Below are 11539 nucleotides of genomic sequence, written 5' to 3'. Positions count from 1 at the left end.
GGCCTGGAGGCCACGGGGGCGGGGGCGGCAGGGGCCGCCGACGCACCGGTGTCTTCCAGGTCCAGGCTTTCGCGCAGGTCCGCGAGCGGATCCACCTCTTCCGGAGGTGACGGCATGGGCGGGCGCAGGTTACCCCCCGGACGGGCGCACCACCAGAGACGCGTGGGCAGGTGCGCGTCCGAAGTCCCGCCATCCGGTCAGACGGCAGCCGTACAGTCTCCTCGACGCCGAGGCTCCCGGGCGTTAGCCAGTGAGGGAAAACATCACACCTCGCCTTGCCCTCCCAGGGGGCCGGTGACACCTTCGAAGGTTTCCATGGCCATCCGCTACGCGCTATCCAACGGGCTTACCGTCGTCTTCGAGGAGCAGCACGCCGCCAAGGTCGCGGCCTTCCAGGTCTGGGTCAAGGCCGGGAGCGCCGACGAGCGGCCGGACCAGGCGGGGCTGGCCCACCTGCACGAGCACATGCTCTTCAAGGGCACCGAGCGGCGCGGCCCCGGTGAGGTCGCCCGGGACGTGGAGTCCCATGGCGGCGAAATCAACGCCTGGACCTCCTACGACCAGACCGTCTACCACATCGTCATCGCCAGCCAGTTCGCCCGGATGGGCCTGGACATCCTGGGGGACGCGGTGCGCCGGTCGGCCTTCGACGCGGGCGAGCTGTCGCGCGAAATCGAGGTGGTGTGCGAGGAAATCAAGCGCAGCCAGGACACGCCGCCCCGCCGCGCCTCGCGGGACCTCTTCTCCACCGCCTACCAGGTGCACCCCTACCGGCTGCCCGTCATCGGCACCGAGGAGAGCGTGCGCAGCTTCACGCGGGAGAAGGTGCTGGAGTTCTACCACCGCCACTACACGCCGAAGAACCTGGTGCTGTCGGTGGCCGGTGACTTGCGCGAGGCGGACCTGCGCGAGTGGGTGGACGACATCTTCGGGGGCGACTGGGGCCGGCCGTATGAGGGCCGGGTGGCGCGCGCCCCGGAGCCCGTGGCCGAGGGCCGGCGCATCCTGCTGCGCCCGGACGAGGTGAAGGAGGCCTACCTCCACCTGGCCTTCGGGATTCCCCAGGCGGACCACGCGGACGTGCCCGCGCTGGACGTGCTGGCGATGATTGCCGGCCAGGGCGACGCGTCCCGGCTGGTGCGCGAGGTGAAGCGCCGCCACAACCTGGTCAACGACATCCACACCTTCGCCTATACGCCCACGGACCCGGGCATCTTCTCCGCGTCGCTGACGCTCCAGCCCGCCAACGCCGTCCGGGCGCTGGAGGAGACGGCGCGGGGGCTGGCCACGCTGCGCGCCACGCCGGTGACGGCGGAGGAGCTGGCCACGGCCAAGGCGCTGGTGGAGGCGGAGGCGGTGTACCAGCGCGAGACGGTGCAGGGCGTGGCCCGGAAGATGGGCTTCTACCAATCCGGCATGGGCAGCCTGGAGGCGGAGGCCCGCTACTACGAGGCCGTGCGCGGCCTCACGCCCGAGCACCTGCGCGCCGCCGCCGAGCGCTACCTGCGCTTCGACCGCGCCGTCGTCACCGGCCTGCTGCCGGCGGGCACGCCGCTGACGGAGGCGCAGGTCCACGAGGTGCTGGACGCCGTGGACCGCGAGCCCGCCGCGGCGCCGCCCGAGCGCAAGCCGCGCAAGGTGGCCGTGAGTGACTCGCCGGTGCGCATCCTGAAGGGCGCGAGTGCTGGCCCCAGCGACATCATCACGGAGAAGCTGCCGTCGGGCGCGACGATTGTCGTGCGCGTGGAGCCGGCGGTGCCGCTGTTCGCCATCCGCGCCGCCTTCGCGGGTGGGCTGCGCTACGAGACGCCGGAGGACAACGGCATCACCACGTTGCTCACCCGCAGCCTCACGCGGGGGACGCCGACGCACCACGCGGAGGAGGTCTCCGACCTCATCGACGCCTTCGCGGGCAGCCTGGGGGGCCAGAGCGGACGCAACTCGGTGGGCCTGCGTGGCGAGTTCCTGTCGCGCCACTTCGAGCCGGCCTTCCGCCTCTTCGCGGACTGCGTGTTGAATCCCTCGTTCCCGGAGGCCGAGGTCGCCCGCGAGCGCACGCTGCTGCTCCAGGACATCCTCACGCGCGAGGACAAGCCGTCCAGCGTGGCCTTCGACCTGTTCAGCAAGACCATCTACCAGACGCACCCCTACCGGATGCCCACCACGGGTGAGCAGGCGTCCGTGGAGCGGCTGACGCCGGAGCTGCTGCGCGCGTGGCACGCGGCGTACATGGACCCGTCGCAGTTGACGCTCAGCGTGGTGGGCGACGTGAAGGTGGACGAGGTGATGGCGCTGGCGCGCGAGTACTTCGGCGCGTCGCGCGGCAAGGCGGCCCCGCCGCCGAAGGTGCCGCTGGAGGCGCCGCTGGAGGGGCCTCGCGAGGCGAAGAAGGTGCTGGCGCGGGCCCAGGCGCACCTGGTGCTCGGCTTCCCGGGCGGCCGGGTGGGCGACCCGTGGCAGCACGCGCTGGAGGTGCTCTCCACGGTGCTGTCCGGCCAGGGCGGGCGGCTCTTCGTCGAGCTGCGGGACAAGCGCTCCATGGCGTACAGCGTCAGCTCGTTCGCCATTGAAGGCGTGGATCCGGGCTACTTCGCCACGTACATGGGCACCAGTCCGGAGAAGGTGGACGCGGCGCTGGCCGGCATCCGCGCCGAGCTGGAGCGCGTGCGCGACGAGCCCATCCCCGCCGAGGAGCTGGCGCGCGCCAAGCAGCACCTCATTGGGACGCACGAGATTGGATTGCAGCGCAACGGCTCACGCGCGGCGGTGCTGGCGCTGGACACCTGCTACGGCCTGGGCCTGGAGAACTTCCTCCACTACGCGGACCACGTCGCCGCGGTGACGGCGGACGACGTGCGCGATGTGGCGCGCAGAATCATCAACTTCGACCGCAGCGCGATGGCGGTCGTCGGCCCGTAGCGACCCGGTGTCCCTCGGGAAGACGCGCCGCCCCTACAGGGCGGTGCTCCCGAGGGCACCTTCGATGGCTTCGAGCAGGGGCTGTGCCGGGGCGCCCGGGAGCGTCGTGCAGCCCCGCGCCAGCTCCCGCTTCATCCGGAGCCGGTCCGGGCGTGAGCGCGCCTCTCCCGCCAGCGCCTGCGGGTCCACCGGCGTGGCCAGCAACGTCGCACAGGTGCGGAAGGTCTCCAGCCGGTCCAAGTCCTCTTCTTCCAGCGTGACGGGCGTGCCATCCAGCGCCAGTCCGCTGAAGGACAGCCGTTGAATCTCGTCCGCCGTCAGCACCAGCGCCCCGTTGAGGGTGAGCCGGGGCGGAGGCTGCGGGCCCGGCCCACCCGCCAGCTCCACCACGCCGTCCACGCGCTTGGGCTCGCAAGGCACCTCGCGCAAGGACAGCAGCTCAGCCCGCTTGCGCGTCTCCCGCGTCTCGCCGCTGCGGGAGACCTGGACGATGCCGGCCACCACCGCGGGGACGCCGACGATGAGCAGCCCCAAGCCCCACCCCGTGGCGACGTCCCGGCTGGAGGCGCCGTAGCGGCCCTGCTCGTCGATGGCGGAGCGGTTCGGCGTATCCGAGAACAACGAGCGTCCCACCAGCAACGTCCCGCCCAGCACCGCGAGGACGCCGCCGCTACTCACCTCCGCCGCCGCGCCCGTGTTGCCGTGCATGGAGATGATGTCCTCCGCGTACTCCCCATGCTGCTCGGTGCGGCAGATGTCCGACGAGGAGAACGCCAGGGTGAGCCGGGGCCACTGCACCTGCGTCGTGGCGAAGGGGATGCGCTCGTTCAGCGCCTTCTCCTGGGACCAGGTCCGCAAGAGCGGCCCACGCTCCGTGCGCCGCTCCACGTCCAGCGGCGCGCACCCCACCGCCATCATCAACACCGCCGCCCACAGACGCTTCATGGCTGGCTCCCCCGGAAGAAGCCCGCGACGTCCGGGCACCCGGTGAGAAACCGCGTCGCGTCCGCACAAGCCGGGGGGTGGTCCGTGGACATGCCCCGGCTGAGCAGGACCTCGCGGCACTCCAGGACGCGCTCCCGCGTGGGGGCTGTGAAGGCAAAGGCATCGTCCTCGCAGCCCGTCCGCTGGAGGAGGGTGGCCTCGCAGCTCAGCCCCAGGTCCAGTTGCACCGCCACGCAGGAATAGGCCGCCGCCGACTGGCACAGCCGGACGACGACATCCCGACAAACGGCGGCATCCGGCGCGTCCGGTCCAGAGCAGGCAATCAGGCAGACCAGGGGCCAACAGTGAAGGGGGCGTCTCACGGTGCTTCCACGCTAGCCACGCTGGGATTAAAGGGCCCGCATGTCCCAGACCTATCTGTCACTCACAGTGGAGTTGCCCGAGGAAGCGTCCGAGGCCGTACAGGACCTCATCCACGAGTCGGGCGCGCTGGGCCTCGAGGTGAGGGATCGCGAAGCGCCTCTCATGCCGGGCGTGCGCGGACCGAACCCTGGCGAGGCCATCGTCATCGGCTACTTCGACGAGCGCGACACGGCCGAGTCCGCCCGTGACGAGGTGGCGTCGTCCTTCCCCGAGGCGAAGCTCACCTTGGACGAGCAGCCCCAGCAGGACTGGAGCAACGAGTGGAAGTCGCTCATCAAGTCCGTGCATGTGGGCAGGTTGTGGGTCGGTCCCCCGTGGGACAAGGCGAACGCACCCGCGGGCACCGTGCAGCTCGTGATTGAGCCGAAGATGGCCTTTGGCACCGGTGACCACCCGACGACGTCTCTGTGCCTCGCAGCCGTGGACGCGTACATGGCCGAGCACCCGGGCGCCGCCGTCCTGGACGTGGGCACCGGCACGGGCGTGCTGGCCATCGCCGCGAAGAAGCTGGGCGCGGGCCGCACCGTGGCCACCGACAACGACCCCGTCTGCGTGGAGTTGGCGCAGGAGAACCAGGCGGAGAACGGCACGCCGGACATCGAAGTGTCGGGCAAGGAGCTGACCCAGGTGGAGGGCACCTTCGACCTGGTGCTCGCCAACATCCTGGCCAACACGCTCATCGAGTTGGCCCCGCTGATTGTGGCGAAGACGAAGGACCGGCTCGTGCTGGCCGGTGTGCTCGCCCACCAGCGCGCGGACGTGGAAGCCGCCTACCGCAACCTGGGCCTCACCGTGCTGACGGGCGCCACTCAGGGCGAATGGGTGCGCATCGACCTGAAGCGCTGAAGTGCATGGCGCCGTCCCCGTGTGACAGGCGCGGGGACGGCGGCCCGCGTGCTACGGCCGTTCGACCCGAACAGGCCGCAGCGCACGGTCCAGCACCACCACCGCCGTGCCCAGGCCGCCGCTCCGCATCCGGGAGTAACGGACGTCGCGGATGGTGACGTGCCATCCATCAGGGCGCTCCTCCACTTGATAGGTGGGCAGACGCAGCCAGTTGGCCAGCCCCCGAAGCTGCGGCGCCGACAACGCTGCCTGGATGACGGGCCCGGGCTGGGCTTCACGCGGCACACTGGCGTCACTGATGCGGAAGCGGCCCGCGTCGTCCGCCAGGAAGTCGGCTCGGACGAAGTGGTAGCGGTCCGGCCCCACGGCGATGATGTCCCGCACGAAGGGGTTGGCCGGCAGCGGCCCTGCAATCGCGCGCTCCACGGAGAGGTCCTGCGAGCGCAGCCATTCCAGCGCGCGCGGCGCGGCCACCTGCGAGCCCGCGAAGATGGCGCCCAGGTAGAGCAACAAGCCCACGCCGCAGACCCGGGCCACGCGCTGCGCGGAGAGGACGTGGGTCCCCCGCAGCCGCAACCAGACGATGGCTGCCACGCCCACGGCCCACATCACCTTCGCGGGCCACGGGACGAAGGCGGGCACCATGATGAGCACGGTGGAGGCCACGCCGAGCACCCCCCACCCCGCGGCGGACCTGCGCGTGCGCGCATCCGCCATGATGACGGCGGCGCCCGCGAGCAACCACACCCACGGGTCGATGATGAAGAGCGCGTCACCGTAGAACCACGTCCCGTCAAAGGGCATCAGCAGCCGGACGCCATACGTGTTGAGCCAGTCCAACGCGGGGTGGCTCAGCACCGACACCGTGGACAGCACCAGCAGCGGCCCGAAGTGAGCCGGCGGCAGGTCCGGCTGCCTGCGCCGGCGCACGAACCTGTCCCAGAGCAGCATCAGCCCGGTGAGGACGAAGGGCCACAGGGCCAGGGCGAGCACGCCGTGTGTCCAGCCTCGGCGCCAGTAGAGGGAGGCATCCGAGCCCGCGAAGGTGACGATGGCGTCGACGTCCGGCAGGTTGGCGCCGATGACGAGCGTCGCGGTGGCCAGCGGCGTGGTGCGCTTCAGCCCCGCCTCCGCCATCCACGCGCCGACGAGCGAGTGAGCCAGGTTGTCCATGGCCGCACTCTAGGCATGCCCGCACCGGCAGGCGCCTCTCCAGGGTGGTGGGCCCCGCGCCCGAGACACGGTAGCGTCACGCCCGCGTGGAGACGCCGCCCCCTTCCCGGCCACCAACCGACGTCCGCTCCCAGCTCGTGGGGCCGATGCTCGCCTACCTGCGCGCGACGGGGCGCGACCCGTCCCCCCTGGTGGAGCGCTTCGGGCTGCCCGTCAACGCGAGCACGCTGCCCGAAGTCACCCTCCCGCTGGCCACCCTGCACGCCTTCCTCGACGCGGCCGAGGCCCTGTCAGAAGACGCCTTCCTCGGCCTGCACGTGGCGCAGCGAGTCCCGCGCGGAAACTACGGACTGGTGGAGTACATCGCCCGGGCCTCCCCCACCGTCCGTGACACCTTCCGCGCGCTGGCCCGGTACATGGCCCTGCTAGAGCCCGCCTGGCGCGCCTCCTTCCAGGGCGCACCCGACGGCAGCGGCACCTTCGTCTACGGCATCGCCGGCGAGCCCCTGGCCTACGGCCGCCACGCCAGCGAGTTCGGCCTGGCCCTCTTCGTCCACGTCGGGCGCCAGCTCACCGAACACCCGTGGAACCCACGCCACGTCTCCTTCGCCCACTCCGCACCGGCGGACCTCCGCCCGCTCCAGGAGCACTTTGGCGTCACCCCGGCGTTCGACGCGGGCCGCAACGCCCTGACGCTGGACGCGGCCACGCTGGCGCTGCGCGTGGTGGACGCGGACCCCGTCCTCCTCTCCGTCCTGGAGCGCGCCGCCGGCACACCCGCCGCCGAGCCTCCCTCGGCGCCGCCCACGCATCCCTTCCTGCAGCAGGTCCGCGACGCCCTCCGCGCCTCCCTGCGCGACGGAGCGCCGCAGATGGGCGACGTGGCGAAGCAGCTCCACGTCAGCCCCCGCACCCTCCAGCGCCGGCTCGCCGAGCACGCCACGTCCTTCCAGGACGAGGTCGACGCGGTGCGTCGTGAGCTGGCCTTCGACTACCTGCGCGACACACACCTGGGGGTCAGCGAGGTGGCCTTCCTCCTGGGGTACTCGGAGCTGAGCACCTTCGACCGCGCCTTCAAGCGGTGGACGGGCATGACGCCCCGCGTCTGGCGCGAACGGCCCGAAGCGGACTGAGCCCGGGTGGCGTGCTCGGCCAGGAGATTGGCGTCCGCGGCCAGGAAACCCGGCGCCACTTCCCCTACGCTGCGGAGCATCCACACCCCTTCGCTTCCGGAGGACACATGCTCAAGCCTCATGTGGTCGCCCTCTTCGACGAGTACTACTCCTCGCATCAGCACCCGACGAACCGGCTGACGCACAAAATCGCCATCCCGCTCATCGTGCTCCACATCGTCGCGATGCTGGACTGGGTGCACCTGCTGGCGGTGCCCGCGATTCCGGGCGGCTCGCTGACGCTGGGCATGGTCGTGCTGGCGCTGGCCACCGTCTGGTACCTGCGCGCAGACGTGAAGCTGGGCGTCCTCGTCGTGCTCTTCATGGTTGCCTGCTTCCCGGTGGGCCGACTGATGCCCACGTGGAGCGTGGTGGCCGTGGCCGCGTTCGCGTGGCTGGTGCAGTTGGCCGGGCACAGCGTGTGGGAGAAGAAGTCGCCTTCCTTCCTCACCAACCTGGTGCACGCGCTGGTGGGGCCGCTCTTCTTCGTCGCGGTGCTCCTGGGGGACTACGTCCTCAAGCCGCAGCAGCAGGCCACCACCACGCCGGTCCGCGCGTAGTCCCACGCCATGACGAGCTTCGCCGACAAGCTGCGCGCCTGGTTGCCCCTGCATGAGAACGGCGTCAGCCGCGCCGCGCACTTCGTGGGGGCCTACATGTTCATCTTCGCGTGGCTCGTCCCGCTCAGCTTCGTCCGGCTGCCCGTGGGTGGCGTGACGTTCACGGCGGCCCACCTGCTGCTGCTGGCGGTGGTCCTGTACGCCGTCTCCTTGGAGTGGACGGCGGGGCTGCTGATGGCGCTGCCCCTGGTGCCTACGCTGCTCGCCGCGGAGGCCGTCGTCGCACGGTTTCCGGCGGGCACCGCCGCCGCGGTGGCGGTGGGCGTCATGGCCGTGCGCTTCGCGCTGGTCGTCGGCGCGCACGTCGTCTTCGAGAAGAAGACGCATGGCCTGTCCCTGGGCGGGCCGCTGCTCTTCTTCATCGAGCCCGTCTACCTGCTCACGGTGGCCCTGTTCTCCGTGGGCCTGAAGCATACGCTGCGGGCCGAGGTGATGGCGGGCCCCGGCGAGTCACAGCCCGCCTGAGCGCCCCAGCCGCGGCGAGGCGCTACGTGCCCGCCGCGGCCTTGAGCACGGGCGGTACGTCCTCAGCGGTGCGCGGGCCGTGCAGGGAGTAGACGACCACGGACTCCCGCCGGCCCTTCACGTGCGCTTCGCCCAGGCGCTCGCCGACGAAGCGCCCGCCGCTCATCTGCCACGTCCGCTCGCTCACCAGGATGTCCACGCCGTGTGACTTGGTGAGGCCCTCCACGCGAGACGCCAGGTTCACCGCGTCACCGATGACGGTGTACTCGTGCTGCTCGGCGCCGCCGAGCATGCCCGCCGCCACCACGCCGGTGTGCAGGCCGATGCCAATGCGCAGCGGCGGCAGGCCTCGCTGCGCGCGCTGGTCGTTGATGTCCTCCAGCTTGGCGCGCATGTCGAGCGCCGCCCGCATGGCCAGCTCCGCGTGGTCCTCGCGCGCATCCGGGACGCCCCAGCACGCGAGCATCCCGTCGCCCAGGAACTTGTTCACGATGCCGTGGCGCGCCATGACGATGTGGGCCATGTGCCCGAAGTAGTCGTCCAGCAACGCCAGCACCTGGCCCGGGTCCAGCGTCTCGCTCAGCGTGGTGAAGTCGCGGATGTCGCTGAAGAGGATGGTGACGTCGCGCTGCACCGGCTGGAGGGAGTCATCCCCCAGTTGCATCACCCGCTCCACCACCTGCCGGGGCAGGAAGCGGGACAGGCCGTCGCGGCGGCGCAGGTTGAGGAACATGCCGCCCACGTCCGAGTTCGTCAGCGCGATGATCGCCCCCAGGGCCGCGTAGCAGATGAGGACGAAGCTGGTGCGCGCCACCGAGCCGTGCCCCGTCAGCCACGCGAGCAGCGCGTAGGCGCCGCTGGACAGCACCGTGGACAGCAGCACGTGCCACCACGAGTAACGCACCACGGAGAACGCCAGCACCATGCCCAGGCTGGCGCACAGCATGCCGGCATCGAAGACGCCGGAGATGCGCCAGGTGTGCCACGCCATGAAGGAGAAGAAGCTGGTGTCCGCCAGCGTCGTGGGCACGGGCAACCACCGAGCCCGGTTCGGGTGCGGCTTCTGGAGCAGCAACACGACGATGGCGACGACGGAGAAGAGCACGTACGCGGCCATCGCCTGCAGGCGCACGCCGTCCACCGGCGCCGAGTACGTCTCCCCACCGCCCCAGGCGATGACGCCCTGACTGACCGCCATCAGCGCAACCACCAGGACGCGGACGACCGCCACGCGGCGCTCGCCCTGAAGCGAGCTGGTCGCCAGCACCACCTCTTCGTTGGAGTGTGAGGAGGCTTTCTCGCTGCGGCGCATGGTGACGGGCACTGCTCGCCATCGTGCCTCAACTCCCCCACGGACAGCGAGCGCCCTGGGCTTCCACGGTCAGCGCATCTTTTGCGCCTGCCAGGACGTGTCCGGAGCAACGGTCCGCCGTCCTGACACCTTGAAGTCGGTGGCCCCCAGGGTCAGAGTCCAGGCCCCCGCGCGCTGGAGAACTCGCCTTGGTCCGCCTCTTCGCCCCGTTGCCCGAGCCCGCTCCCGCCGAAGTGGAGCTGACCGGCGAGCGCCGTCACTACCTCCTGCAGGTCCTGCGGCTGGAGGAAGGCGACGCGCTGGAGGTCTTCGACGGGAAGGGCCGGGCCTTCGAGGCCCGCGTGGCCCACGTCACGCCGGATGTCGTGCGCGTGACATTGGGCACCGCGCGCGTGGCCCCCCCGCGCCGCGAGGTCAGCATCCTTCAAGGCCTGCCCAAGGGCGACAAGCTGGAGCTGGTGCTCCAGAAAGGCACCGAGCTGGGCGCCACCGCCTTCCTCCCAGTGGCCACGGCGCGGAGTGTGGTGAAGCTCGAGCCCAGGCGCGCCGAGGAGCGCACCTCCCGGTGGACGAAGATTGTCGAGGAGGCCGCGCGCCAGTGCCGCAGGAACGACGTGCCACGCGTGGCCACGCCCGCTCCGCTGGTGGATGCGGCCCGCTCGCTGTCCCCGGGCACCACCCTGCTCGTGCTCGACGAGGAGGAGTCGGCCGTGCCCTTGGGTGAAGCGTTCCGGGCCGCGGGGGTGGGCACCGCCGTGGCGCTGGTGATTGGCCCCGAAGGGGGGCTTGCGCGTGAAGAAGTGGAGGCCTTGAAGGCCCTGGGCGCGCGGCCAGTCACCCTGGGCGCGCGCATCCTCCGAACCGAGACGGCGGCGCTCGCGGCGCTGGCGGTGATGATGCACCTGGACGGTGAGCTCGGATAGCAGGGGGGCAGCCGACCGCACGAGGTGGGCAGTTCACACTGTCCGAAGATGATTCCTAGGTTTCTGCCGTAAGGGACTTCAGGGGTCCCTCGAACAGGAGAGACACTCATGGGGATCATCGCATTCATCGTCATCGGCCTCATCGCGGGTCTCATCGCCCGCGCCATCCTCCCCGGGAAGCAGAGCATGGGGCTGGTCGCGACGACCTTGCTCGGCATGGTCGGCTCGCTCGTGGGCGGCCTTGTCGGTTCGCTGTTCCAGCGCGATGGCCGGCTCTTCGACCTGAGGCCCGCGGGCATCATCATGTCGGTGATCGGCGCAATCGTCGTGCTCCTGCTGGTGGGCGCAGCCGGACGGCGACGGGTACATGCCTGAGAGTGAAGGACTCTCCACGCGATGTCCCCCGAGGGACACGCGCATGAAACGGTGATGAGCCCCTGACGGTCCTTCGAGCGAGGGACCTCGGGGGCTCGCACTTTTCTTGCCCCCGGCTCATGGCTGTCTTTTCATGTAGCAGTCGTCCAGCCGGGAGGAGTCCGTTGTCCAAGTGCTTGAAGTGCGGTGCCATGCTTCCACCCGTGGGTGAGTGCGCGGCCTGCGACACCGTCACTGTCCGCTCATCCGGATTGCCCAGCCTCCTCAATCGCGACATCCGCATCGACCGCCGCACGGAACAACGCGCGGAAGAGCTGTCGACGCTCCCGGGCACCCCCGCGTTCGCCGACCTGGCGCAGCATGCGC

At 70.8% G+C, this 11539-nt stretch carries 11 protein-coding genes; 7 read left to right on the top strand and 4 right to left on the bottom strand.

Features of this window, described 5'->3' with window-relative positions; all coding sequences use genetic code 11:
* Positions 1 to 315: 315 nt before the first annotated feature.
* Positions 316 to 2919, top strand: a complete 2604-nt coding sequence (locus tag G4D87_RS23850; RefSeq protein ID WP_205507703.1) for a M16 family metallopeptidase — start codon at positions 316 to 318, stop codon at positions 2917 to 2919.
* A gap of 33 nt (positions 2920 to 2952) precedes the next feature.
* On the opposite strand, the gene G4D87_RS23845 is transcribed toward G4D87_RS23850, so the two are convergent.
* On the bottom strand, positions 2953 to 3864 hold the full coding sequence (locus tag G4D87_RS23845) for a hypothetical protein (RefSeq protein WP_240358533.1): 912 nt from the start codon (positions 3862 to 3864) through the stop codon (positions 2953 to 2955).
* The gene (locus G4D87_RS39565; protein ID WP_240358532.1) at positions 3861 to 4226 is read right to left on the bottom strand and encodes a hypothetical protein; all 366 of its coding nucleotides are present in this window, start codon (positions 4224 to 4226) and stop codon (positions 3861 to 3863) included. Before G4D87_RS39565 ends, G4D87_RS23845 begins: the two co-directional genes overlap by 4 nt.
* 40 nt (positions 4227 to 4266) lie before the next feature.
* Here G4D87_RS39565 and G4D87_RS23835 point away from each other — a divergent pair, with 40 nt between their 5' ends.
* Entirely contained in the window at positions 4267 to 5133 is an 867-nt protein-coding gene (locus tag G4D87_RS23835; protein WP_163784510.1) for a 50S ribosomal protein L11 methyltransferase, read from the top strand.
* A gap of 51 nt (positions 5134 to 5184) precedes the next feature.
* Here G4D87_RS23835 and G4D87_RS23830 read toward each other — a convergent pair whose 3' ends face one another.
* On the bottom strand, positions 5185 to 6306 hold the full coding sequence (locus G4D87_RS23830; protein WP_163784509.1) for a metal-dependent hydrolase: 1122 nt from the start codon (positions 6304 to 6306) through the stop codon (positions 5185 to 5187).
* Between the two features lie 86 nt (positions 6307 to 6392).
* Between G4D87_RS23830 and G4D87_RS23825 the strand changes: the two genes are divergently transcribed.
* The 3 genes from G4D87_RS23825 to G4D87_RS23815 all read left to right on the top strand — a co-directional run bounded on the left by G4D87_RS23825 (position 6393) and on the right by G4D87_RS23815 (position 8563).
* Positions 6393 to 7439 carry an AraC family transcriptional regulator gene (locus G4D87_RS23825; RefSeq protein ID WP_163784508.1) on the top strand — a complete coding sequence of 349 codons (1047 nt, stop codon included), beginning with the start codon at positions 6393 to 6395 and terminating at the stop codon, positions 7437 to 7439.
* 107 nt (positions 7440 to 7546) lie between these two features.
* Positions 7547 to 8038: an Mpo1 family 2-hydroxy fatty acid dioxygenase gene (locus tag G4D87_RS23820; RefSeq protein WP_163784507.1), complete on the top strand. Its 492-nt coding sequence runs from the start codon at positions 7547 to 7549 to the stop codon at positions 8036 to 8038.
* A gap of 9 nt (positions 8039 to 8047) precedes the next feature.
* On the top strand, positions 8048 to 8563 hold the full coding sequence (locus G4D87_RS23815) for an Mpo1-like protein (protein ID WP_163784506.1): 516 nt from the start codon (positions 8048 to 8050) through the stop codon (positions 8561 to 8563).
* 22 nt (positions 8564 to 8585) lie between these two features.
* Here the strand turns inward: G4D87_RS23815 and G4D87_RS23810 are convergent, their stop codons facing one another.
* Entirely contained in the window at positions 8586 to 9875 is a 1290-nt protein-coding gene (locus G4D87_RS23810) for an adenylate/guanylate cyclase domain-containing protein (protein ID WP_240358531.1), read from the bottom strand.
* A gap of 188 nt (positions 9876 to 10063) precedes the next feature.
* Here G4D87_RS23810 and G4D87_RS23805 point away from each other — a divergent pair, with 188 nt between their 5' ends.
* On the top strand, positions 10064 to 10798 hold the full coding sequence (locus G4D87_RS23805) for a 16S rRNA (uracil(1498)-N(3))-methyltransferase (protein ID WP_163784504.1): 735 nt from the start codon (positions 10064 to 10066) through the stop codon (positions 10796 to 10798).
* Between the two features lie 108 nt (positions 10799 to 10906).
* On the top strand, positions 10907 to 11173 hold the full coding sequence (locus G4D87_RS23800) for a GlsB/YeaQ/YmgE family stress response membrane protein (RefSeq protein ID WP_163784503.1): 267 nt from the start codon (positions 10907 to 10909) through the stop codon (positions 11171 to 11173).
* Positions 11174 to 11539 lie beyond the last annotated feature (366 nt).

Source organism: Myxococcus vastator (genome assembly GCF_010894475.1).
Taxonomy (GTDB): domain Bacteria; phylum Myxococcota; class Myxococcia; order Myxococcales; family Myxococcaceae; genus Myxococcus; species Myxococcus vastator.
Note: the sequence above shows the minus strand (reverse complement) of the source record. Positions and strands in the feature narration are given on the sequence as shown.